The sequence below is a fragment of the Xenorhabdus sp. NBAII XenSa04 genome, assembly GCF_963866145.1.
Taxonomy (GTDB): domain Bacteria; phylum Pseudomonadota; class Gammaproteobacteria; order Enterobacterales; family Enterobacteriaceae; genus Xenorhabdus; species Xenorhabdus indica.
Map to the genome: position 1 here is coordinate 60188 of NZ_CAWMEB010000398.1, position 23511 is coordinate 83698.

19 protein-coding genes, 1 other RNA gene and 1 pseudogene are annotated in these 23511 nt (G+C 42.9%); 15 read left to right on the forward strand and 6 right to left on the reverse strand.

The window, feature by feature from the left end; all coding sequences use genetic code 11:
• The first annotated feature begins 195 nt into the window (after nucleotides 1-195).
• A complete protein-coding gene (gene lpdA / locus AAC147_RS13215) occupies nucleotides 196-1623 on the forward strand; it encodes a dihydrolipoyl dehydrogenase (protein WP_156115366.1) in 1428 nt (475 codons plus the stop codon).
• A 64-nt stretch (nucleotides 1624-1687) separates the two neighbouring features.
• Here the strand turns inward: lpdA and AAC147_RS13220 are convergent, their stop codons facing one another.
• Nucleotides 1688-2335, reverse strand: a complete 648-nt coding sequence (locus AAC147_RS13220) for a GNAT family N-acetyltransferase (RefSeq protein WP_047681824.1) — start codon at nucleotides 2333-2335, stop codon at nucleotides 1688-1690.
• 349 nt (nucleotides 2336-2684) lie between these two features.
• On the opposite strand from AAC147_RS13220, the gene acnB reads away from it, so the two are divergent.
• Nucleotides 2685-5282: a bifunctional aconitate hydratase 2/2-methylisocitrate dehydratase gene (gene acnB / locus AAC147_RS13225; protein WP_047681827.1), complete on the forward strand. Its 2598-nt coding sequence runs from the start codon at nucleotides 2685-2687 to the stop codon at nucleotides 5280-5282.
• A 189-nt stretch (nucleotides 5283-5471) separates the two neighbouring features.
• Here the strand turns inward: acnB and AAC147_RS13230 are convergent.
• A pseudogene (locus tag AAC147_RS13230) lies at nucleotides 5472-5687 on the reverse strand (IS1 family transposase); the annotation flags it as partial.
• A gap of 252 nt (nucleotides 5688-5939) precedes the next feature.
• Here AAC147_RS13230 and AAC147_RS13235 point away from each other — a divergent pair.
• The 4 genes from AAC147_RS13235 (at nucleotide 5940) to AAC147_RS13250 (ending at nucleotide 9153) form a co-directional block, all read left to right on the forward strand.
• Nucleotides 5940-6305 (forward strand): YacL family protein, encoded by a 366-nt coding sequence (locus AAC147_RS13235; RefSeq protein WP_047681830.1) that lies wholly within the window; start codon nucleotides 5940-5942, stop codon nucleotides 6303-6305.
• Nucleotides 6306-6473: 168 nt separating this feature from the next.
• The gene (gene mscS, locus AAC147_RS13240; RefSeq protein WP_047681833.1) at nucleotides 6474-7346 is read left to right on the forward strand and encodes a small-conductance mechanosensitive channel MscS; all 873 of its coding nucleotides are present in this window, start codon (nucleotides 6474-6476) and stop codon (nucleotides 7344-7346) included.
• A gap of 239 nt (nucleotides 7347-7585) precedes the next feature.
• Complete coding sequence (gene argO / locus AAC147_RS13245) at nucleotides 7586-8209, forward strand: arginine exporter ArgO (RefSeq protein ID WP_047681836.1); 624 nt, start codon at nucleotides 7586-7588, stop codon at nucleotides 8207-8209.
• Nucleotides 8210-8415: 206 nt separating this feature from the next.
• Complete coding sequence (locus AAC147_RS13250; protein ID WP_047681839.1) at nucleotides 8416-9153, forward strand: oxidative stress defense protein; 738 nt, start codon at nucleotides 8416-8418, stop codon at nucleotides 9151-9153.
• Here the strand turns inward: AAC147_RS13250 and AAC147_RS13255 are convergent.
• Nucleotides 9150-10058 carry a LysR family transcriptional regulator ArgP gene (locus tag AAC147_RS13255; RefSeq protein WP_047681842.1) on the reverse strand — a complete coding sequence of 303 codons (909 nt, stop codon included), beginning with the start codon at nucleotides 10056-10058 and terminating at the stop codon, nucleotides 9150-9152. The two genes, AAC147_RS13250 and AAC147_RS13255, sit on opposite strands and share 4 nt — an antisense overlap.
• Before the next feature lie 229 nt (nucleotides 10059-10287).
• On the opposite strand from AAC147_RS13255, the gene rpiA reads away from it, so the two are divergent.
• Together rpiA and serA are read left to right on the forward strand one after the other, a co-directional pair.
• Complete coding sequence (rpiA, locus tag AAC147_RS13260) at nucleotides 10288-10947, forward strand: ribose-5-phosphate isomerase RpiA (RefSeq protein WP_047681845.1); 660 nt, start codon at nucleotides 10288-10290, stop codon at nucleotides 10945-10947.
• 272 nt (nucleotides 10948-11219) lie between these two features.
• Nucleotides 11220-12461, forward strand: coding sequence for a phosphoglycerate dehydrogenase (gene serA, locus AAC147_RS13265; protein ID WP_047681848.1), 1242 nt, complete (start codon nucleotides 11220-11222; stop codon nucleotides 12459-12461).
• 122 nt (nucleotides 12462-12583) lie between these two features.
• On the opposite strand, the gene AAC147_RS13270 is transcribed toward serA, so the two are convergent.
• The 3 genes from AAC147_RS13270 to zapA all read right to left on the reverse strand — a co-directional run bounded on the left by AAC147_RS13270 (nucleotide 12584) and on the right by zapA (nucleotide 13905).
• On the reverse strand, nucleotides 12584-13183 hold the full coding sequence (locus tag AAC147_RS13270) for a 5-formyltetrahydrofolate cyclo-ligase (protein WP_047681851.1): 600 nt from the start codon (nucleotides 13181-13183) through the stop codon (nucleotides 12584-12586).
• A 49-nt stretch (nucleotides 13184-13232) separates the two neighbouring features.
• A non-coding RNA gene (gene ssrS / locus AAC147_RS13275) (6S RNA) lies at nucleotides 13233-13416 on the reverse strand.
• 180 nt (nucleotides 13417-13596) lie between these two features.
• Nucleotides 13597-13905 carry a cell division protein ZapA gene (zapA, locus tag AAC147_RS13280; RefSeq protein WP_038270060.1) on the reverse strand — a complete coding sequence of 103 codons (309 nt, stop codon included), beginning with the start codon at nucleotides 13903-13905 and terminating at the stop codon, nucleotides 13597-13599.
• A gap of 266 nt (nucleotides 13906-14171) precedes the next feature.
• On the opposite strand from zapA, the gene AAC147_RS13285 reads away from it, so the two are divergent.
• The 7 genes from AAC147_RS13285 (at nucleotide 14172) to gcvP (ending at nucleotide 23476) form a co-directional block, all read left to right on the forward strand.
• A complete protein-coding gene (locus AAC147_RS13285) occupies nucleotides 14172-14753 on the forward strand; it encodes a YecA/YgfB family protein (protein WP_047681856.1) in 582 nt (193 codons plus the stop codon).
• Nucleotides 14754-14800: 47 nt separating this feature from the next.
• A complete protein-coding gene (gene pepP, locus AAC147_RS13290) occupies nucleotides 14801-16141 on the forward strand; it encodes a Xaa-Pro aminopeptidase (protein WP_047681859.1) in 1341 nt (446 codons plus the stop codon).
• The gene (ubiH, locus tag AAC147_RS13295) at nucleotides 16141-17331 is read left to right on the forward strand and encodes a 2-octaprenyl-6-methoxyphenyl hydroxylase (RefSeq protein WP_047681862.1); all 1191 of its coding nucleotides are present in this window, start codon (nucleotides 16141-16143) and stop codon (nucleotides 17329-17331) included. The genes pepP and ubiH overlap by 1 nt, the downstream gene beginning before the upstream one ends.
• A 24-nt stretch (nucleotides 17332-17355) precedes the next feature.
• Nucleotides 17356-18588, forward strand: coding sequence for an FAD-dependent 2-octaprenylphenol hydroxylase (gene ubiI, locus AAC147_RS13300; protein WP_047681865.1), 1233 nt, complete (start codon nucleotides 17356-17358; stop codon nucleotides 18586-18588).
• 375 nt (nucleotides 18589-18963) lie between these two features.
• Nucleotides 18964-20061, forward strand: coding sequence for a glycine cleavage system aminomethyltransferase GcvT (gcvT, locus tag AAC147_RS13305; protein WP_047681867.1), 1098 nt, complete (start codon nucleotides 18964-18966; stop codon nucleotides 20059-20061).
• A gap of 46 nt (nucleotides 20062-20107) precedes the next feature.
• Nucleotides 20108-20500: a glycine cleavage system protein GcvH gene (gene gcvH, locus AAC147_RS13310; protein WP_038270074.1), complete on the forward strand. Its 393-nt coding sequence runs from the start codon at nucleotides 20108-20110 to the stop codon at nucleotides 20498-20500.
• A 99-nt stretch (nucleotides 20501-20599) separates the two neighbouring features.
• Nucleotides 20600-23476, forward strand: coding sequence for an aminomethyl-transferring glycine dehydrogenase (gene gcvP, locus AAC147_RS13315; RefSeq protein WP_047681870.1), 2877 nt, complete (start codon nucleotides 20600-20602; stop codon nucleotides 23474-23476).
• Nucleotides 23477-23511 lie beyond the last annotated feature (35 nt).

Genomic DNA, 23511 nt, shown 5'->3' on the forward strand with positions numbered 1-23511 from the left:
GGCCGGTAAATATGCCGGCCTAATAATTATGATCGTGACAGGTATTTTATACTTGTATCTGGCAGGTTGCGATTTCTGTCACGTTAACGCGCTTTTCAGGTTATTTACAATTCTGTAAACTGCTCGCGGTGTGTACGTCCCGGTGGAATATGTTTTTTTCGTCTGACCCGCCGGACAAATAATTAAGAGGTCATGATGAGTACTGAAATTAAAGCCCAGGTAGTGGTGCTTGGAGCAGGCCCGGCAGGGTATTCTGCTGCTTTCCGTTGTGCAGACTTAGGTTTGGATACTGTTCTGGTTGAGCGCTACTCTACTCTGGGTGGTGTTTGTCTTAACGTGGGTTGTATTCCATCTAAGGCATTGCTTCATGTTGCAAAAGTGATTGAAGAAGCAAAAGCGTTGTCACAACACGGTATCGTGTTTGGAGAGCCACAAACTGATATTGATAAAATCCGTCTCTGGAAAGAAAAAGTTATTTCCCAGTTGACAGGTGGTCTGGGCGGCATGGCTAAAGGCCGTAAGGTTAACGTTGTTAACGGTGTTGGTAAATTTACAGGTGCTAACACCCTGGTAGTAGAAGGCGAGAACGGTACAACAACGATTAATTTTGATAATGCCATTATCGCAGCGGGTTCACGCCCAATTCAACTGCCATTTATTCCACATGATGACCCTCGCGTATGGGATTCTACCGATGCACTGGAACTGAAAGCTGTTCCGGGACGCCTGCTGGTTATGGGCGGCGGTATTATCGGTCTGGAAATGGGTACTGTTTACCACGCTCTGGGTTCTCAGATTGACGTGGTGGAAATGTTCGATCAGGTTATTCCTGCTGCGGACAAAGACGTTGTTAAAGTGTTCACTAAGCGCATCAGCAAAAAATTCAACTTGATGCTGGAAACTAAAGTGACCGCGGTAGAAGCTAAAGAAGATGGCATCTACGTGACAATGGAAGGTAAAAAAGCACCAGCAGAACCTCAGCGTTATGATGCTGTTCTTGTTGCTATCGGCCGTGTACCAAACGGTAAACTGCTTGATGCTGGCAAAGCGGGTGTTGCTGTTGATGACCGTGGTTTTATCCATGTTGATAAGCAAATGCGCACTAACGTACCTCATATCTTTGCTATCGGTGATATCGTTGGTCAGCCAATGTTGGCACATAAAGGTGTTCATGAAGGTCATGTTGCAGCAGAAGTTATCTCTGGCAAGAAACATTACTTTGATCCAAAAGTTATTCCATCTATCGCGTACACTGAACCAGAAGTTGCATGGGTTGGTCTGACTGAGAAAGAAGCGAAAGAGAAAGGCATCAGTTACGAAACTGCAACTTTCCCGTGGGCTGCTTCTGGTCGTGCGATTGCATCTGACTGTTCAGATGGTATGACTAAACTGATTTTCGATAAAGAAACTAATCGTATTATCGGTGGTGCTGTTGTTGGTACTAACGGTGGCGAACTATTGGGTGAAATTGGTCTGGCTATCGAAATGGGTTGTGATGCAGAAGACATTGCTCTGACTGTTCACGCTCATCCAACACTGTATGAATCAATCGGTATGGCTGCGGAAATGTACGAAGGCAGCATTACTGACTTGCCAAATCCTAAGGCGAAAAAAAAGAAATAATTCTTTATAATTTGCAGTAGGTTAGCAAAGATACTAAACGGCTTTCAGAGATGGGAGCCGTTACTTACAATATATGGCATTGCCAATTAAATAAAGAGTGGGATTTAGTTAATCGATAGCCATTAGGGATAACACTCCAGCGATTGCTTATTTTAGGGTCCAAACACATTTCAACGGCTCCAAAATTAGAATTGCCTGTAAATACAAAACCTAATCGTTGATAAATCGGTATGGCATAGCGCTCAGCGTAGAGTTTCAACATGCCTGAATGATTTAACGAAATGGAGAAATTCACGGCATATTCAATGAGTAAACTTCCATATCCTCGACCACCGGGATAAGTCAATATATATCCTATTAGATCAGCGGTATCGTGAGAAATTACTGATGATGCTGGAATGAATATCATGATGCCAACTGGTTCAGGAGTACAAAAACAGGCAAAATAACGATGCGTATTTATATTTCCTCCGATACTTGTATTGGTATAAATATTGTTTATTGAATTTGCCGTGCTGATAAATGATTGGTGTCTTCTCATATCGGGGTGAGCCAATGCCTCATTTCGCTTTAATCCGTTCAGTGCTGATATCATGTCTTCTTTGGAAACTTCTTTGATAATCGTTTTATAATCGGGATAACTTCCTTCTTCAAGGATGGGACTTGAATGAGAAGTAGATGGTATATCATTTCTTATTGGGGTATTTGGCATAACCCCCTCCATGACGGTGCATTTTGTGTAACATTTGGTGTTTTTTACTATTGCCTGACGGTATTGATTGCTTTTTTAGGTTAAGATAGCAACAAACAGCATTTAGTACTTTAATACATCTTTTAAGCTCATATATCCAGAATTTTATCACGGTTCAATGTTGATTTTATGTGAATGAATTAACATGCCATTCAAATTTTGGTATGCTAATTGTCCGAAGCTCGGCATAATTTTAGTGTTATGTGAGCAAAATCCTCTGACCTGGCATCCTTGATGGTCATTTCATGGTGATCGTTACCGGGTGCAGACAGCCGGGCATATAAATGACAATGAGAGCGAGGAGTAAGTCGTGCTAGAAGAATACCGCAAGCACGTAGCCGAACGTGAAGCGCAAGGCATCGTCCCTAAGCCATTAGACGCAGCTCAAGCAGCCGCGCTGGTCGAATTATTGAAGAACCCACCTCAAAGTGAAGAAAATTTTCTGTTAGACCTGTTGACAAACCGTGTTCCCCCCGGTGTTGATGAGGCGGCCTATGTAAAAGCTGGTTTCCTTGCTGCTATCGCTAAAGGTGAAACAACTTCACCACTTGTTACGCGGGAAAAAGCCATTGAGTTATTGGGAACCATGCAGGGTGGGTACAATATCCATGCTTTGATTGATGCTCTCGATGATAAAAAATTGGCTCCAATTGCAGTGAAGGGGCTATCCCAGACTTTGCTGATGTTTGACAGCTTCTATGATGTGGAAGAAAAAGCGAAAGCAGGTAATCCACATGCTCAACAAATTATCCAGTCATGGGCTGATGCAGAATGGTTCCTGGAACGTCCTGAACTGGCAGAAAGAATTACAGTTACTGTCTTTAAAGTCACCGGTGAAACTAACACCGATGACCTTTCTCCTGCACCAGATGCGTGGTCACGTCCGGATATTCCATTACATGCCCTGGCAATGTTGAAAAATGCCCGTGAAGGTATCGAACCTGATCAGGCGGGTGTTGTTGGTCCAATCAAGCAAATTGAAGAACTCAATAAAAAAGGCCATCCTCTGGCGTATGTAGGGGATGTCGTGGGTACAGGCTCTTCCCGTAAATCTGCTACAAACTCTGTATTGTGGTTTATGGGGGAAGATATCCCGTTTGTGCCAAACAAACGTGGTGCAGGTGTTGTATTGGGTGGAAAGATTGCGCCAATCTTTTTTAACACGATGGAAGATGCAGGTGCATTGCCGATTGAGGTAGATGTTTCCAAACTCAATATGGGTGATGTTATTGATATCTACCCTTATAAAGGTGAAATTCGTCATCACGATACCAATGAAGTGCTGGCAGCTTTTGAACTGAAAACGGATGTACTAATTGATGAAGTGCGCGCAGGCGGCCGAATTCCATTAATTATCGGCCGGGGTCTGACAGCGAAAGCCCGTGAATCTTTAGGATTGCCACACAGTGATATTTTCCGTCAGGCAAAAGCAGTTGAGAAGAGCAGTCGTGGTTTCTCGCTGGCACAGAAAATGGTAGGTCGTGCCTGCGGTACTACCGGGATCCGTCCGGGAGAATACTGTGAACCGAAGATGACTTCTGTTGGCTCTCAGGACACAACTGGCCCAATGACGCGTGATGAATTGAAGGATTTGGCCTGTCTTGGTTTTTCGGCTGATCTGGTTATGCAGTCATTCTGCCATACAGCGGCCTATCCAAAACCGGTTGATGTGACAACTCATCATACTTTGCCTGATTTCATCATGAACCGTGGCGGTGTATCCCTGCGTCCGGGAGATGGGATTATCCATTCCTGGCTGAACCGTATGTTATTGCCAGACACTGTAGGTACAGGTGGAGATTCCCATACGCGTTTCCCTATTGGTATCTCTTTCCCGGCGGGTTCTGGGTTAGTGGCATTTGCCGCTGCGACGGGGGTTATGCCGTTGGATATGCCTGAATCCGTATTAGTTCGTTTTAAAGGTAAAATGCAACCAGGTATAACCTTACGTGATCTGGTTCATGCAATTCCTTACTACGCGATCCAGCAAGGTTTGTTGACAGTAGAGAAAAAAGGTAAGAAAAATATTTTCTCTGGCCGTATTCTGGAAATTGAAGGTTTGCCAGAACTCAAAGTTGAGCAGGCATTTGAATTGGCAGATGCTTCCGCAGAACGTTCCGCAGCAGGCTGTACGATCAAACTGGATAAAGCACCGATCATTGAATATCTACAATCTAATGTCGTATTGCTGAAATGGATGATTGCAGAAGGTTATGGTGATCGCCGGACATTAGAGCGCCGTATTATCGGTATGGAAAATTGGTTGAAAGATCCACAATTGCTGGAAGCAGATGCAGATGCAGAATATGCAGCAGTGATTGAAATTAATTTGGATGACATCAAAGAGCCTATTTTGTGTGCACCCAATGATCCGGATGATGCTCGTCTGTTATCAGAAGTTGCTAACAATAAAATTGATGAAGTATTTATCGGCTCCTGCATGACGAATATTGGTCACTTCCGTGCGGCTGGTAAGTTACTGGATCAACATAAAGGCCAGTTACCGACCCGCCTGTGGGTTGCTCCGCCAACGAAAATGGATGCTGCTCAACTGACAGAAGAAGGCTATTACAGCGTCTTTGGTAAGAGTGGTGCGCGCATTGAGATCCCTGGTTGTTCACTGTGTATGGGAAATCAGGCTCGTGTTGCAGATGAAGCGACGGTGGTATCTACGTCTACGCGTAACTTCCCAAACCGTTTGGGCGCGGGAGCCAATGTATATCTGGCATCTGCGGAGTTAGCTGCTGTGGCTTCATTGTTAGGTCGCCTGCCAACGCCAGAAGAGTATCTGCAATTCATGTCCAAGGTGGATGAAACAGCGGCAGATACTTATCGTTATCTCAATTTTGATCAATTGAACCAATATACCGAAAAAGCAGACGATGTGATCTTCCAAACTGCTGTGTAAAAAATATCTTGCTAAGAAATGAGAAGGCGAAGGCCTTAATACCGCTCGCTTAAACGCGAGCGGGCTTTTTTTGTAAGGATCATGCTTACCAATATGCTGAGACTGAATTTTAATCAGATGGAACAACAAAGGTTCTGTCGCATTAATGGTGTTTGATACGGGTCATGTATTAAATGGTTAGATTAAACATTAAAAATAATGTTCACGCTCAATAAAAGTTCCTATCACCTTATCGTGCATTTCTTCGAATTTTGAATAACCAATAGTTTTTCTATTCAATCTTTTTAATCGAGATAAACGTCTTTCCGTCAGATGCTCTTCTTCGGGAAGGTTGTCATAAACAACATAATCATTCGTGCAGTAAAACCGAATATTAAAAGGGGATAAGAGGGTAAGTATGTTCTGATTTGCGACAATAACGATAATGGACGTCAACTTTAACCATGTTTCACCATTAAAAAGCCATAATAACTAACCATTTAAGACACGGACCATCTTGGTTTACTTAAGTGAGCAGTATTAAGGCGGAGTCCTCCCTTTTTTATGTCTATTTTTTGTGGCAAATTTTGTGTCAGTTTGTGGATAGACTCTGGGGTGGACATCGGAAATGTTTAAAACCCAGATGTGGTTGATATAACAAAAAGGTGGAGGTAAGTGATGGAATATGAATTTATACAGGATATCACTGGTCAGGTGATGACAAATTTTTCAATGGATCATGAAGCTATTGGTCACTGGTTGAATGAGGAAGTAAAAGGCGATTTAAGTATTTTAGATAAGATAATTTCAGCATTGATGGATATAAAAGGTAGTGAACGTCAGTGGCAATTGAACGGTCATGAATACACACTGTTAATGAATGAAGAAGAAATTATGATCAGAGCTAATCAACTCCAGTTTGATACAGAGATGTTAGAAGAGGGGATGAGCTATTACGATAATGAGAGCCTGGCACTTTGTGGTACAGATGATTTTATTAATATGTTGGCAAATTACAGAGTTTTTGTTTTGCAAAACAATTAAAGGTAAGTGTTTATGTTCAACCAATGGCAGATTTCTGCCATAATCGATATTCCATCATTTTTGTGTAACATATTTGTGTGACATTGTACTGGCTTTTTATTTATAAACAGGAGCCTATATTGCTGGGAGTGTCTTCCCGGCAGGTTCCAACAAAAAAGGTAGGCTTTTATGGAAGAGATCAATCTATCAGGTGAGATTGATAAGGCAGCAAATTGGTTTGTCAATAATCAAAATCTACTGATCCAGTATGCAGTGAATATTGTGTTTGCCATTTTAATTCTGATTGTAGGCTTGGCTGTTGCCAAACTGGCAAATAAAGCTGTGAAACGCGTTATGACGCTACGTGGTATTGATGCGACTATTTCTGACTTTTTGTCAGCAATAATTCGTTATGCCATCATCGCCTTTACTATTGTTGCGGTGCTTGGAAAATTAGGCGTTCAGACCGCCTCTGTGATTGCCGTTATTGGTGCCGCAGGTTTGGCTGTCGGTTTGGCATTACAGGGTTCACTGTCAAACTTCGCTGCTGGCGTGTTGCTGGTAGTTTTCCGTCCGCTCCGCACTGGTGAATATGTCATTATTGGTGCAGTGGAAGGGACGGTTGTACAAGTACAAATTTTCTCCACAACATTACGTACTGCGGATGATCGTATTATTGTGATCCCTAACGGAAAAATTATTGCGGACAGTATTATCAATACCAGCCGTGAACCAAACCGCCGTACTCAGATAATGGTCGGAGTTGCTTATGACGCTGATATCGATGAAGTAAAGAAAGTGTTGGGTGACGTTATCAAAGCGGATAAGCGCATTCAGCATGAGAAAGGTGTCACTATTAGGTTGCATGAAATGGCGCCTTCATCACTCAATTTTATTGTACGTGTGTGGACAACTAATGGAGATGCCTGGAGCGTTTACTGGGATCTGATGGAAAATTTCAAACGAGATTTGGATAAACACAATATTGGTATTCCTTTCCCACAAATGGATGTTTATCTGCATCAGCAGCAAGTTGCTCTACAGAAGAAAACGGAGCAATAATCAATATATTTGGTGTGAGAAATCTTGGTGTGAGAAAGTAGAAGTACTCTCACACCAAGTCAGCACTGCTTAAATAGCTTGGGTTTGCCACTCTTTCCACTCTGTTTCTCCCAATACCTTTTAATTACTCTATAAGTTTCTTTAATGATAGATAAGAAATATTTATTTCTGCTAATGAATGAATTTTCCTAATATGCAGATAGAACTTATCTGATTGAATAAATATTAGGAATTTTTGCATGTTTTCAACATTGATTCAGGGCTTTTTTCTCAGTGCCGCAATGATTATTCCACTTGGACCACAAAATGTTTTTGTGATGCAGCAGGGTAGTAAAAAACGCTTTCATTTGATGAGTGCCGCATTATGTTCTATCAGTGACATTATTCTTATCATGGCAGGAGTCTTTGGGGGTAGTGCCTTGCTTGGGCAGTCAGCATTTCTGTTGCAAGCTGTAACATGGGGAGGCGTTGCATTTTTGCTATGGTACGGATGGGGGGCTTTTCGGCTGGCATTATCAACGGATATTGCATTCTCCAGCACAGAAACTCTGGCTCAAAGCCGCTGGCGGGTTATTGTGACATTATTTGCAGTAACCTGGTTGAATCCTCATGTTTATCTGGATACTTTCGTTGTATTAGGTAGCATTGGAGGACAATTATCAGCGGAACACAAACCGTGGTTTACTGCCGGTGCAGTTACCGCATCCATCAGTTGGTTCTTTGCATTGGCTATTCTGGCTGCATGGTTTTCATCAATTCTTAATCAGCCACGATCTCAGCGCATCATTAACTTATTTGTTGGTTGTGTGATGTGGTATATCGCATGGAATTTGTTTAAGCAAGAATTACAAATTTTTAATTAAATTAAACATTTCTTTATAATTTAAATACTTCTTTATAATTCAAACCGTTTTTTATAAATATAGTTCTTTATAAATATGGTTCTTTATAAATATAGTGTGCTAATGTTTCTGAAAGCAGCTTGTCTTAATATGAGAATTCTGTAGAAAATACTTATTTATTTGCTGTGTACCTAATAGATAAAGGGTATATCCGAAAGGAGGTTTTAGTGAAACGTAACTCACTGATATTTGCTGTTATGTTAGCTGCAGGCAGTTTGTCATGTATGACAGCTTCGGCTGCGGAATTACCGTCCACCCCGCATGTATCAACTTCTGGTAATGCGACAATCAAAGCGGCTCCAGATATGGCGACTTTGTTGATCCATGTGAAAGTGAGTCAGAAAAGTGCAGCAGATGCGAAGAGAAAAGTGGATGAGCGTGTTGCAAAATATTTTGATTTTTTGAAAACGAATGGTATCGAAAAGAAAGATATTAATGCAGCCAATATACGGACTCAGCCAGAATATCAGTATGATCAGAAAACAGGCAAATCAACGCTTACGGGATATGACGCTTCCCGCTCAGTTGAAGTCAAAGTTCGTAAGCTGGATCAACTGAATACACTGTTGGATGGAGCCTTGAAAGCGGGATTAAATGAAATTAATTCCGTACAGTTCAGCGTAGCCGATCCTCAGCGCTATCGTGATGCAGCCAGACAGAAAGCAATTGCGAATGCGATTCAACAGGCAACTGAATTAGCAAAAGGTTTTAACAGTAAGTTAGGTTCCGTATATAGCATCACTTATCGTCCGCCTGAAGCGGTGCCTTTTCCAATGAGTCGGTTGCAATTCAAATCAGCTTTAATATCTGCGGCTTCTGCGGAAAATTCATCTGATGAAACTTATGAACCGCAGAGCATAGAGTTTTCTGATCATGTTGATGCAGTTTTTGAGTTACAGCGTTAATTAGTTTCATCATCTTCCTGACGTAACATCTGGCGTCCTAGTTTTAACAGGGCGTCAGTCACTTTTCTCATCGCGCTGCTTTCCGGGGCAAAACGGTGCCAGTAAAGCATACGGCGTTGGCACAAGCCGGGGGTTAAATCAACCAATTCACCTGCCTTCAATTCTTTGTCGATTTGTAAATGGGGGATCATGCAACATGTCGATCCTTGTTTTGCCAATTGAACAAACGCTTCGGACGAGTTAACGATATGGCAAGGCACACTGCCCGGTGATAAATCAAAATATTGTTGCAAAAAGGCCTGATGCATATCATCCAAATGATCGAATGCAACAGCAGGGGCTTTCAATAAAGCTGAGCGAGTTACTCCATTGGGGAAAAAACGTTCAGCAAATTTAGGAGAGGAGACGAACAGATAATCAAGAGCACCTAGCTTATCTACCAGACAGCTTGGTAGGGGGTGTGATTGAATACTGATTGCACCAACAACTTCCCCACGTCTCAGGCTTTCTTGTGTACGTGTTTCATCTTCCACCTGAATATTGAGCTGGATAGGTAAATCGGAAAGCACAGGATGAAGTGCCGGTAAGAGCCAGGTTGCCAGACTATCCGCATTGACGGCAAGAGAGAGCAATAAAGGAGTATCATTACCATTTTCATCACCAAGCCATTGTGCTTCGAGCAATTCTACCTGATGTAATAACGCAAGCAGTTTTTGCCCTTGCTCTGTAGGGCGCGGGGGAACGGTACGAACCAATAACGGTTGACCGAATAAATTTTCTAATTGCTTGATACGTTGGGATACTGCGGATTGAGTGATACAAAGCTTTTGTGCTGCACGTTCGAAACCGCGTTCACGGATCACGGCATCCAACGCTTGTAGGGATCGGTAATCAGGGCGTTTCATCGAAAATCAGGTTCTCCGTTTTTACTCTTCTCTTTGAATATCTGGTCACTAGATTGTGTGTTTAAAATTGAGTGTTAAGAAATTGTCGTTGATTCAAAAATATATTGTGTGCTCAAAAGATTTTTGGGTCTAGGTAGCACTATGCCATATTTTTTCACAGGATAAGATAAAATATTGTTTATACTGGCGGCTGGATTTTTCTTGTAATTAATTATAGGCAGTAATTGATATGACACAGGACGAATTGAAAAAAGCGGTAGGTTGGGCAGCACTGGAGTATGTCAGACCGGGAACCATTGTTGGGGTTGGTACAGGTTCAACAGCATCTCATTTTATTGATGCGTTGGGGACGATGAAAGACAAAATTGAAGGTGCAGTATCCAGCTCGGAAGCATCAACGGAGAAATTGAAAAGTCTTGGCATTCCTGTGTTTGACTGTAATGAAGTTGATTCTTTGGATATTTATGTTGATGGTGCTGATGAAATTAATGGCAACATGCAAATGATTAAAGGTGGTGGAGCAGCATTGACCAGAGAGAAAATCATTGCTGCTGTGGCAAAGAAATTCATTTGTATCATTGATGAATCCAAGCTGGTTGATATATTGGGTAAATTCCCGTTACCGGTTGAAGTTATTCCGATGGCACGTGCTTATGTTGCCCGTGAGTTGGTGAAATTAGGAGGAACTCCGGTTTACCGTCAGAACGTTGTCACTGATAATGGTAATGTCATCTTGGATGTTCATAATCTTTCCATTCTTAACCCAATCGAATTAGAAAACAAAATTAATGCTATTGCTGGTGTGGTAACTGTTGGCTTATTTGCTAACCGTAGTGCGAATGTCGTACTGGTTGGTACAGCTAATGGTGTAAAAACGGTTGCAGAGTAATTATTAGTTGAGGGCAGAATATTCTGCCCTTAAAAAATTTTCTGATTTATATTCAAAAAATAAAATTCAGATATATATATTGTATATTTGTTTAATTATTACTCAAAGTTCTATATTTATCTCGTAACTAAAAGTTTTACTTTGCGTAACAACTTTTTTATTGTTTCTTATGCTGTTTTACAGGCAAACGATTGTATTGCTGTTGACGTTTTTTTTGTTATTTTAGTGAAACCTATCGGCATTACGAAAATTAGTACAAATAAGGCGGATAAATGGTTAAGGTATCTTTAGAAAAAGATAAAATTAAGTTTCTGCTGCTGGAAGGCGTTCATCAAAGCACAGTAGACAATTTGCGGGCAGCAGGGTACAGCAATATTGAGTATCATAAAGGCGCATTAGAACCGGAAGCGCTGAAAGAAGCGATCCGCGATGCCAGATTTGTGGGGATCCGTTCCCGTACTCAGTTAACCGAAGAAATTTTTGCTGCTGCTGAAAAATTGGTTGCAGTTGGGTGTTTCTGCATTGGCACTAATCAGGTTGATCTGAACGCCGCAGCAAGACGCGGTATTCCCGTATTTAATGCGCCGTTTTCCAATACACGCTCAGTAGCTGAAATGGTATTGGGAGAGTTGCTGCTGTTATTGCGTCGTGTTCCAGAAGTCAATGCCAAAGCTCACAAAGGGGAATGGCACAAACAGGCTGCGGGTTGTTATGAAGCACGCGGCAAAAAATTAGGCATTATCGGTTACGGTCATATCGGTTCACAACTTAGTGTCCTGGCTGAAAGCATCGGTATGAATGTCTACTTCTTTGATATTGAACATAAATTACCACTGGGGAACGCTCAACAAGTTCATCATTTATCTGAATTGTTAAATATGAGTGATGTTGTGAGTCTGCATGTTCCTGAAACATCTTCAACCAAAAATATGATCGGTGCGGCAGAATTAGAGCTGATGAAACCGGGTTCAATTTTAATCAATGCTTCACGCGGTACTGTTATCGATATTCCTGCATTGGTTAATGCGTTAGAAATTGGGCATATTGCCGGTGCTGCGATTGATGTATTCCCCGTGGAACCGGCAACCAACAACGAGCCTTTCGTCTCCCCATTAATTAAATTTGATAATGTACTGCTGACGCCACATATCGGTGGATCCACGCAAGAAGCGCAACAGAATATCGGTTATGAAGTCGCTGGAAAGTTGGTCAAATATTCTGACAACGGTTCTACACTGTCAGCGGTTAATTTCCCGGAAGTTTCACTGCCAGTGCACGCTAAGGATACTAATCGATTACTGCACATCCACGAAAACCGTCCGGGTATCTTAACCAGCATCAACCAGGTTTTCACCGATCAGGAAATCAATATTGAAGCACAATACCTGCGTACTGAAGGTGATATTGGTTATGTGGTTATCGATATCATGACGCAAAATCCGGCTCAGGCTGAATTAGTTTTACAACAACTCAGAGCCTTACCAGGTACTATCCGCTCCCGTCTGCTTTACTAAGGCGAGCTGTACTTAATTGAATGAACAAGTGAATTAGGTGAAAAACACGTAACCAAATAAAATAAGGGCTATTGAAGAAACAATAGCCCTCAAACTAATCTGCTAAACTCAGTCCTCTACAATTATCCCGGCCAATGCCATATTTTTTCTGGTGTGATAATTTCTGGTAATGGAATATCCCAGCTTGCACTGGGTAGTGCATTAATTAACTGAAAATTGTGTGCCAGCCCAATCGGATAAAAATTTTTCTGTTGCCATTTGGCAAGCGTTCTGTCGTAGAACCCTCCTCCCATGCCTAAGCGTTGTCCTGTAAGATCGAAAGCAACCAGAGGAATAAACATAACGTCCAGTTCAGAGATAGGTAAAACCTGCCTGACATCCAGTGATGGTTCTTCTATATTAAAGTGGTTGCGGACAAGAGAAGTTTCAGGTTGATAACGTAAGAACAATAAGTGATTCTGACTGAAAGGATGTAATACTGGTAAGTAAACCTGTTTATTTTGCTGCCAAAGTTGTTGAATCAATGGACGTGTATCTAATTCTCCGTCAAAAGAGAGATACAGGGCAATTTTCTCCGCTTGAAGGATCTTGGGATGAGCCATGACTCGCTCGGCAGCCTGTAGAGCAAATTGCAGTTGTTGTTCAGGAGAAAGGTTTTTACGTAGTTGTCGTATTTTTTGTCTGATACTTTTTCGGAGAGAAAAAAAAGAATCTGATTGCATGATACCTGCCTATTTAGTAGTGCAGAAAAGGATACAAAACAGATAGATAGGATTCTCCAAGATGCCGTTACAGGTGGTAACCCTTGAACCCTTGGTTCAAGGTGAACGTGGAGTCGCCCCTATTAGGCTTCTTGGTCTGGCCAAGCATGCTCACAAGAAACGGAGCACCACATTCTATAGATATGAAATATCGGCTCAGGGGACTTCCCTGCACACGAACACCTCAGAGAAAATTTTTTATCACTTAAACCATTGGCAGAGAACCATTAAATCAGGAGCCTACCTATTTGGTTTTAAGTAACATCATGTGACCTATTGTATGTAACTAAATGGAGAAAGCAACTGGTTATATTCATCTATCGTGACTACTGCCTGATTTATCAACAAAGATCTGTTTATTGACAGGTAGATGGTCAGCTAATTTTATTACCTTGCTCTAATAAGGCTTGCTCAATAGTCTGCTGGAGCATTTTAATTTTCTGTTCCATATTGTAGGAATAATCACGGGTTTTCATTTTTTCTTGTGCTAACTCGTGACAGATATTCAGTGCCACAATAAAAACCAGTTGCTCAGTGTTAGTCACTCTGGTGCGTTCTTTGAGGTTATGCAAACGCTGATCAAGTTCCTCCGCCGCAGCTTGCAATGCTTCTATCTGCTCTGGTGGACAATTGACACGTAATGACCGCCCAAAAATCTGAATATCTACTGGTTGTGCAGACATGACACCTTCCTGATTTATTACTGTATCGAACCTTTGTTGATACCTTAATTCTGATATACACCCTTTAGCTTTCAAGTTGCTATATGTTATTAGCTGTAACTCGAAATTTATTGGGGGTAAAAAAACATATTTTGGTATAAAAATAAGGCCGACACCAATCATTACCGTACAATACCAAAAGACAACCTGATTATGTTGTCTGGTATAGCGACTCCCCTTGATGGTAGCATAGCATGAACTTATATCGCCAACGATGATCAATATACATGTCTATACAAAACTCATTACCTAATTATCAATCATTTGATGAAATTTTGCATCAACAGTCCGTTGCACTGACAGCCGCAGAGATGCATGGCTTAATAAGTGGTTTATTATGTGGTGGAAATCACGACAGTAGCTGGCAGACTCTTGTACATGATCTCGCTAATGATGGTCTTGCATTTTCACAGATACTCGCACAGTCAATCAGAGAATTGTATGAAGTCACTTTCGAATCATTAGATGATAGTAACTTTAATTTTAATTTACTGCTTCCTGATGATGAAGCTGGTGTTTTTGCATGTGCTGACGCGTTGGCAGGATGGGTAAACCATTTCTTGTTGGGATTGGGAGTTGCAGATCCAAAAATAACAGAAAAAAAAGAAATTCAGGAAGTTATTACTGATTTACGCAATATAGGTATGTTGGGATACGACGAAGGCGAAGATCAAGAAGAGCTATCTCAGGCACTGGAAGAAGTATTGGAATATGTCCGTGTTGCAGTGCAGCTCTGTTACATTGCATTGGCGACGTCCAAAAAAGCAGGTAATACAACGAAAAAAGATGAAAAACCAACGCTGCATTGATTGGTAATTAACTAATTATTAATAATAACGAGATTGCAGGAGAGGGTATGACTAAACAAGAATATTTATCCCGTCGTCAGGTATTATTGTCAAAAATGGCACCGGCCAGTGCGGCCATTATTTTTGCGGCCCCGCCTGCGACACGCAACTCAGATAGTGAATATTCTTATCGTCAGCACAGTGATTTTCTTTACCTGACTGGATTTAATGAACCAGAAGCTATTCTTATTCTTATCAAAAGCGATGAAACTCACAACCACAGTGTGTTGTTTAATCGAGTGCGTGATCTTACTGCAGAAATCTGGTTTGGTCGTCGGCTTGGGCAGGAAGCCGCTCCAGAAAAACTGGCAGTGGATCGTGCTTTGCCATTTAATGATATTGATGAACAACTCTACCTCTTGCTGAATGGGTTAGATGTGGTTTATCACTCTCAGGGGGAATTTGAATATGCTGATAAGATCGTATTCAGTGCTCTGGATAAGTTGCGTAAGAATAGCCGCCGTAATCTCAGTGCTCCGTCAATAATAGCAGACTGGCGTCCGTGGCTGCATGAAATGCGTTTGTTTAAATCAGAAGCTGAATTGGAAATCATGCGCAAAGCTGGGAAAATCAGTGCTCAAGCACATACCAGAGCTATGCGAAGCTGCCGTCCGAATATGTTTGAATATCAGCTTGAAGCTGAAATTCACCATGAATTTACCTATCACAGTGCGCGATATCCTGCTTATAACACTATTGTTGGTGCAGGAGAAAATGCTTGTATTCTGCATTACACAGAAAACGACCGTCGTATGAAAGATGGTGATTTAGTGTTGATCGATGCAGGTTGTGAATATGAAGGGTATGCGGGGGACATTACACGGACGTTTCCGGTCAATGGCAAATTTACCCGTCCTCAACGAGAAATTTACGACATTGTGCTGAAATCCATCAATGTTTCCCTTGAACTTTATAAGCCGGGTACTAGCATTCGTGAAGTGACTGAGCAGGTTGTTCGCATCATGGTTGAAGAGCTGGTTAAACTAGGCATTATGCATGGTGAAGTAGAATATTTGATTGAGACCAATGCCTATCGCCAATTTTTCATGCATGGTTTAAGCCATTGGTTGGGGCTGGATGTCCACGATGTGGGGCATTACGGTATTGATCGTGATCGCATTCTGGAACCTGGTATGGTACTCACTGTTGAACCGGGGTTGTATATCGCACCGGATGCTGATGTGCCGTCGGAATACCGTGGTATTGGTATCCGTATTGAAGACGATATTGTGATTACAGAATCAGGCAATGAGAATTTGACGGAGTATGTTGTTAAAGATCCTGATGAAATTGAAGCACTGATGGCACAGGCAAAACCGGGTTACAGTCATCAGGAAGCCAAGTCATAATGAGCGTGATTATCGTGGGAGGAGGGATGGCTGGTGCAACATTAGCGCTTGCTATTTCTTCTTTGAGCCGGGGGCAGTTGCAAATCTCCTTAGTTGAAGCAGCAGAGCCAACACAAGAACATCCGGGTTTTGATGCAAGGGCGATTGCTTTAGCTTATGGCACATGTCAGCGTTTGAGTCAGATTGGTGTCTGGCCTGCACTTAGAGATTGTGTGACCCCAATTACTCACGTTCATGTCAGTGACCGCGGTTGTAGCGGTTTTGTCAATATCCGGGCTGACGATTATGACATTCCGGTATTGGGTAACGTGATTGAGTTGCACGATGCCGGAAGCCGTCTGTTTGATTTATTAAAACAAGCACCGGATATCAAACTTTATTGTCCGGCTAAAGTGAATGCTGTTGAGCGTCTGGACACTGCAGTTTCTATTACCTTGAATAATGGCAAAAAACTTACGGGAAAACTGTTGATAGCTGCGGATGGAAGCCAATCTTCCGTAGCAAAAGCCTGTAATATCCCGTGGCAGCGGCAGGATTACAGTCAGTTTGCCATCATTGCCAATGTCCTGACATCTGAACATCACCGAGGCCGGGCATTTGAGCGTTTTACTGAACATGGCCCGTTGGCACTGTTGCCAATGTCAGAAGGGCGTAGCTCGTTAGTCTGGTGTCACTCATTAGATAAATGGGCGGAGATTAATCAGTGGGAAGATGCCGAGTTTCTCCATCAACTGCAAAAAGCGTTTGGCTGGCGTCTGGGAAAAATGTTGGAAACAGGTCAACGGCACAGTTACCCGCTGGCCTTATCTACATCCAATCAGCAGATCAGCCATCGTTTGGCATTAGTAGGTAATTCATCCCAAACTCTGCATCCAATTGCAGGACAGGGTTTTAACTTAGGTATGCGTGATGTAATGGCATTAGCTCAGGTTATTTCAGCTGCTGCGATTGATGGGCACGATATCGGCTCTTATAACGTTCTGACTCGTTACCAACAGCAACGTTTTGCAGATCGTGAGGCAACTATCGGTATTACTGATGGGTTGGTTCGGCTGTTTGCCAATGACTACTTTCCGTTGAGAATCGGACGCAATCTTGGCCTGATGGTGATGGAAATGTTGCCACTGATAAAGGGCACACTGGCCCGTCAGACATTGGGTTGGGGCGCCCATCGTTCAACGGCAGAATAAGTCAGATTAAGAGGAATTAAAAACATGCAATCATTTGATGTGGTGATCGCAGGAGGCGGTATGGTTGGCCTTGCGCTGGCCTGTGGTTTACATGGTAGTGGCTTGCGCATTGCGATTGTAGAAGAGTATCCACCAACCAGTATTTTTCATACCGATGATGAACATGCGTTGCGTGTTTCTGCCATCAATGCAGCCAGTGAACGGTTATTAACCCATCTCGGTGTCTGGCATAAACTCCTCGCAATGCGTGTCAGCCCTTATCAGGGGATGGAAGTTTGGGATCAGGATAGCTTCGGTCGTATTCAGTTCAATGCGGCGGAAAATGGCCTCAATCATCTTGGACATATTATCGAAAATAATGTGATCCGGCAGGCTCTTTGGCAACAGGCTGAAAGTTTATCTGATGTAACTATGTTTACCCCTGCTTCTCTTAAGCATGTTGCCTGGGGAGAAAACGAAGCTTTTATTACCCTGTCCGATGAGCGAATGCTGACTTCACGGCTAGTTGTTGGTGCAGATGGTGCCCAATCATGGTTACGTCAGCATGCAGATATCCCACTGACTTTCTGGGATTACGAACAGTATGCATTGGTCGCTACTATTCGTACTGTGGAGCCTCATCAAGGGGTTGCGCGCCAGGTTTTTCATGGAGATGGTATTCTTGCTTTCCTGCCACTTTCTGATCCTCATCTATGTTCTATTGTCTGGTCATTGCCTGCGGAAGCGGCGCAACAGCGCAAGACAATGGAGACTGCGTTGTTTAATCGGCAATTGAGTGCCACTTTTGACATGCGATTGGGGCAGTGTGAGTTGATCAGTGACCGTCAGACTATCCCGTTAATGGGACGTTATGCTCGTAATTTTGCTGCACATCGGTTAGCTTTATTGGGAGATGCAGCCCATACAATCCATCCATTGGCCGGGCAAGGAGTTAATCTGGGGTTTATGGATGTAGCAGAGTTGATCGGAGAATTGATTCGTTTGAACCAGCAAGGCAAAGATATCGGTCAATATCTCTATCTTGGTCGTTATGAGCGTCGCCGTAAACACAGTGCGGCTGTCATGCTGGCTGGTATGCAGGGGTTTCGGCAGCTATTTGATGGGAATAATCCTGTCAAGAAATTATTTCGTGATGTAGGGCTGACTTTGGCTAACCGTTTCCCCGGAGTAAAGCCACAATTACTCCGTCATGCGATGGGGCTTCATGATCTGCCGGATTGGTTGATTACTCAAACCTCCTCAGTTGAAAAAATCTAATTCTTCCTCTTGTTTGGGATTAGTTTTTTTTATAACAGGCTAAAGTGTATTCAGTTGGTTTGCTTCACACTTTAGTCTATTTGTAATAAAAAAAAGAATATTTTTTACATATTACTGCCATTTTTTAGCGTTCCCACACAATAAAATAGAAAAAAATTCCGCATGATAGTGAAGGGTTTTTGAAGGTGTCATTGTTATGTTGATAATTTATTTTATGGTTCATTTCTATTTTCAGTGATAACTTCTAGTCCAAGGTATCGTTTGCGTCATTAACCGCTTCTTTGCTTCATGATCCAACATTTGCCGGTTAATACGCCGTATGTATGTTACTCAGATCAAGAACGTTTTCATGTTAAAAATGGAAAGAGGGAAATAATGTCAAAACACACCCCACTATATGATCAGCATCTGACATGCGGGGCGCGCATGGTGGATTTTCATGGCTGGATGATGCCCCTTCACTACGGTTCACAAATCGACGAGCATCACGCCGTGCGTACTGACGCAGGTATGTTCGACGTTTCCCATATGACCATTATGGATTTACACGGTACAGGTTGCCGTGATTTTCTCCGTTATCTTCTGGCAAATGATGTTGCTAAGCTGACTGAAAAAGGCAAGGCGCTTTATACCGGTATGCTTAATGCTTCCGGTGGTGTTATTGATGACCTGATTGTCTATTTTTTCACTGATAATTTTTATCGTATGGTCGTTAACTCGGCGACACGTGAAAAAGATTTAGCCTGGATCCAACGACATGCGGAAAAATACCCTGTTGAGGTCACTGTTCGTAATGACTTGGCGTTGATTGCAGTTCAAGGTCCTAACGCACAATCCAGAGTTCAGTCTTTGTTAAATAATGAGCAAAACCAATCCATTACAGGTATGAAACCTTTCTTTGGTGTGCAATCTGGTGACTTATTTATCGCAACTACTGGTTATACCGGTGAAGCGGGTTATGAAATTGCATTGCCTCACGAACAAGCTGTTAATTTTTGGCAGCAGTTACTGAAAGAAGGTGTTAAACCAGCGGGACTAGGCGCACGGGATACACTGCGCCTTGAAGCCGGTATGAACCTTTATGGTCAGGAAATGGATGAATCCATCTCACCTTTGGCTGCGAATATGGGCTGGACGATTGCATGGGCACCGGAAGAGCGACAATTCATTGGCCGTGAAGCCCTGTTGAAACAGCGTGAAGCAGGGACAGAACAATTGGTTGGGTTAATCATGCGTGAAAAAGGCGTCTTGCGCAGTGGGTTAACAGTTAGTTTCACAGATAAAACGGGTGAAGTCCGTTTTGGTGTTATTACCAGTGGAACATTCTCACCTACATTAGGATTCAGTATTGCCCTTGCCAGGGTGCCGCAAGGGGTTGGAGAGCAGGCGATTGTTCAGATCCGTAATCGCGAGATGCCGGTTCAGGTTGTTAAGCCGGGTTTTGTCAGGATGGGAAAATCGCTTGTAGGATGATTTTGGTCGCAACATTTTAATGAATAAAAATAAGGAGATGGAACCGATGAGTCATGTACCAACTGAATTAAAATATACCGAATCACACGAATGGATTCGCTCTGAAGGAAATGGCGAATATACCGTGGGTATTACCGAACATGCTCAGCAGTTATTGGGTGATATGGTATTCGTTGACTTGCCTGAAATCGGAGCGGTCATAAACAGTGGTGATGATTGTGCAGTCGTTGAATCAGTCAAGGCGGCTTCTGATATTTACGCACCACTGAGTGGTGAAGTTATCGCAGTCAACCCAGCTTTAGAAGGTTCGCCTGAATTAGTGAATAGCGAGCCTTATAACGAAGGCTGGCTATTCCGCATCAAAGTTACTGATGAAAGTGAATTGACCAACCTGCTGGATGCAGAAAGTTATCGGTCACTATTGGAAGAAGAAGAGTAGTAATCACCGCCCCACATCACCTACGTTGCCAACGCCATACAGTGAGTGGGGCGTTTTTTATGTGTGCCGTTTTTAGCTAGTTTCAGGAAATTATTATCAATGATCCAGACTCTAATCCAACTTGAAAATCAAGGTGAATTCATTCGTCGCCACATTGGTTCCTCTGCTGAACAGCAAAAAGAAATGCTGGCAATGGTTGGCTCGAACTCTCTTGACGATCTCACTAATAAAATTGTTCCCCGCGATATCGCATTACCAGAGCCACCAGCAGTAGGCGAAGGTGCGACAGAACAACAGGCACTGGCTGAACTGAAAGCAATAGCGGGTCAGAACAAACGTTATCAATCTTACATTGGTATGGGATATGCTCCCGCAATACTACCGCCAGTTATCTTGCGTAATTTACTGGAGAATCCCGGTTGGTACACAGCATATACGCCTTACCAACCTGAAGTTTCTCAAGGGAGATTAGAAGCCTTGCTGAATTTCCAGCAAGTCACCATCGATCTGACCGGATTAGATCTTGCTTCAGCATCCTTGTTGGATGAAGCCACCGCAGCAGCCGAAGCGATGGCAATGGCAAAACGGGTTAGTAAACTGAAAAATGCGGAGCGTTTCTTCGTAGTTGATGATATTCACCCACAGATATTAGATGTAGTGCGTACGCGAGCGGCAACATTCGGGTTTGATGTCATTGTTGATAAAGCAGAAAAAGTACTGGAACTAGAGGGTATTTTTGGTGTTTTGCTGCAACAAGTTGGTACTACAGGTCAGATCCATGACTACAGTGATCTTGTCGCAAAACTGAAACAGCAAAAAATTATTGTCAGTGTTGCCGCTGATATTATGGCACTGGTTATGCTGACTGCGCCGGGTAAACAGGGCGCTGATATTGTCTTTGGTTCAGCACAGCGTTTTGGTGTCCCAATGGGGTACGGCGGCCCACATGCTGCATTCTTTGCTTGCCGTGACGAATATAAACGCTCAATGCCGGGCCGTATTATAGGTGTTTCCCGCGATGCCGCTGGCAACCGGGCATTACGTATGGCAATGCAAACACGTGAACAGCATATTCGCCGTGAAAAGGCGAACTCCAATATCTGTACCTCACAGGTATTACTGGCAAATATTGCTGGTATGTATGCGGTTTACCACGGCGCTGAAGGTCTGAAAAGAATTGCGGGGCGCATTCACCGATTAACCGATATTTTAGCTGCGGGTCTACAAAAAGCGGGTATAACGCTACGTCACAAAACATGGTTTGATACATTGGCTGTAGAAGTCGCTGATAAGGCATTAGTACTGGCACGAGCGGAAAAAGCACAAATCAACTTACGGACTGATATTCTTGGTGCCGTTGGCGTGTCATTGAGTGAAAAAAACAGCCGTGAAGACTTGATAACCCTGTATCAGGTTTTAACTGGTTCTGAGACTGTGTTAGATATTGATGTTCTTGATAGTGAAGTATCAGAGAACAGCCAATCCATACCGGCTTCAATGCTGCGCAGTGATGAAATTCTGACACATGATACCTTCCGCCGTTATCATAGCGAAACAGATATGATGCGCTATATGCATAGTCTGGAACGTAAAGATTTGGCACTGAATCAGGCCATGATCCCATTAGGATCATGCACAATGAAATTGAATGCAGCAGCTGAAATCATACCGATCACATGGCCTGAATTTACTGACCTGCATCCTTTCTGCCCGCCAGAACAAGCGCAGGGTTATCAACAATTGATTAGTCAGCTCTCACATTGGTTGGTATTACTGACGGGATATGATGCGGTATCTATGCAGCCAAACTCTGGTGCTCAAGGAGAATATGCTGGCTTACTGGCAATTCGTCATTACTACGCCAGCCGAGGTGAACAACACCGTCATATCTGCCTGATCCCAAGCTCAGCCCACGGCACAAACCCTGCTTCTGCACATATGGCAGGCATGACTGTGATTGTGGTGAATTGTGATAAAGAAGGCAATATCGATCTGGCGGACCTGTGTGAAAAAGCGGAAAAACACCGTGATGAACTGGCTTGTATCATGGTTACCTATCCATCAACCCATGGTGTATATGAAGAAACTATCCGCCAGATTTGCGACATTATTCATCAAAATGGTGGGCAGGTTTATCTTGATGGTGCAAATATGAATGCTCAGGTTGGGATCACAACTCCGGGCTTTATTGGTGCTGACGTTTCACACCTGAATCTGCATAAAACCTTCTGTATTCCGCATGGTGGTGGTGGTCCGGGTATGGGACCGATTGGTGTGAAAAAACATCTTGCTCCTTTCCTTCCGGGGCATTCCGTGGTGGAAATGGGATCATTAACCACATCGGGTGCCGTATCAGCCGCCCCATTTGGCAGTGCATCTATTCTGCCGATTAGCTGGATGTACATCCGCATGATGGGGGCAAAAGGGTTGAAACAAGCCAGTCAGGCTGCGATCCTGAATGCAAACTACATTGCTGCTCGTCTGAAAGGTGCTTATGAAATCCTTTATACCGGCCGTGGTGGTTACGTTGCCCATGAATGTATTTTGGATATTCGCCCACTGAAAGAAGAATTCGGCATCAGTGAAATGGATATTGCTAAACGTTTGATTGACTATGGCTTCCATGCGCCAACTATGTCATTCCCTGTCGCTGGAACTCTGATGGTTGAGCCAACAGAATCAGAAAGTAAGATTGAAATTGATCGTTTTATTGATGCGATGCTGGCAATCCGCGGCGAAATCAGAAAAGTGGCGGAAGGTGATTGGTTACTGGAAGATAACCCGCTGGTGAATGCACCACATATTCAGGCTGAGCTGATTGCTGACTGGGACCATGCGTACAGCCGTGAAATTGCCATTTTCCCGACAGCAGAGACAAAAGCAAATAAATATTGGCCGACGGTGAAACGCCTTGATGATGTGTATGGGGATCGTAACTTGCATTGCTCTTGTGCACCAATTGAAGATTATCGTTAAGCATGGATCATGGTGTTGTGAATTGATTTAGAATA

Excerpts from the sequence above, each read along its gene's own strand:
- AAC147_RS13270 (WP_047681851.1), bottom strand. The coding sequence starts at position 13,183 with ATGCAATCAGATTCTTTTTTTTCTCTCCGAAAAAGTATCAGACAAAAA.
- zapA (WP_038270060.1), bottom strand. The coding sequence starts at position 13,905 with ATGTCTGCACAACCAGTAGATATTCAGATTTTTGGGCGGTCATTACGT.
- gcvH (WP_038270074.1), top strand. The coding sequence starts at position 20,108 with ATGAGTCATGTACCAACTGAATTAAAATATACCGAATCACACGAATGG.
- serA (WP_047681848.1), top strand. The coding sequence starts at position 11,220 with ATGGTTAAGGTATCTTTAGAAAAAGATAAAATTAAGTTTCTGCTGCTG.
- ubiH (WP_047681862.1), top strand. The coding sequence starts at position 16,141 with ATGAGCGTGATTATCGTGGGAGGAGGGATGGCTGGTGCAACATTAGCG.
- gcvP (WP_047681870.1), top strand. The coding sequence starts at position 20,600 with ATGATCCAGACTCTAATCCAACTTGAAAATCAAGGTGAATTCATTCGT.
- ubiI (WP_047681865.1), top strand. The coding sequence starts at position 17,356 with ATGCAATCATTTGATGTGGTGATCGCAGGAGGCGGTATGGTTGGCCTT.
- pepP (WP_047681859.1), top strand. The coding sequence starts at position 14,801 with ATGACTAAACAAGAATATTTATCCCGTCGTCAGGTATTATTGTCAAAA.
- AAC147_RS13255 (WP_047681842.1), bottom strand. The coding sequence starts at position 10,058 with ATGAAACGCCCTGATTACCGATCCCTACAAGCGTTGGATGCCGTGATC.
- AAC147_RS13285 (WP_047681856.1), top strand. The coding sequence starts at position 14,172 with ATGTCTATACAAAACTCATTACCTAATTATCAATCATTTGATGAAATT.
- lpdA (WP_156115366.1), top strand. The coding sequence starts at position 196 with ATGAGTACTGAAATTAAAGCCCAGGTAGTGGTGCTTGGAGCAGGCCCG.
- gcvT (WP_047681867.1), top strand. The coding sequence starts at position 18,964 with ATGTCAAAACACACCCCACTATATGATCAGCATCTGACATGCGGGGCG.
- argO (WP_047681836.1), top strand. The coding sequence starts at position 7,586 with ATGTTTTCAACATTGATTCAGGGCTTTTTTCTCAGTGCCGCAATGATT.
- AAC147_RS13220 (WP_047681824.1), bottom strand. The coding sequence starts at position 2,335 with ATGCCAAATACCCCAATAAGAAATGATATACCATCTACTTCTCATTCA.
- AAC147_RS13235 (WP_047681830.1), top strand. The coding sequence starts at position 5,940 with ATGGAATATGAATTTATACAGGATATCACTGGTCAGGTGATGACAAAT.
- mscS (WP_047681833.1), top strand. The coding sequence starts at position 6,474 with ATGGAAGAGATCAATCTATCAGGTGAGATTGATAAGGCAGCAAATTGG.
- rpiA (WP_047681845.1), top strand. The coding sequence starts at position 10,288 with ATGACACAGGACGAATTGAAAAAAGCGGTAGGTTGGGCAGCACTGGAG.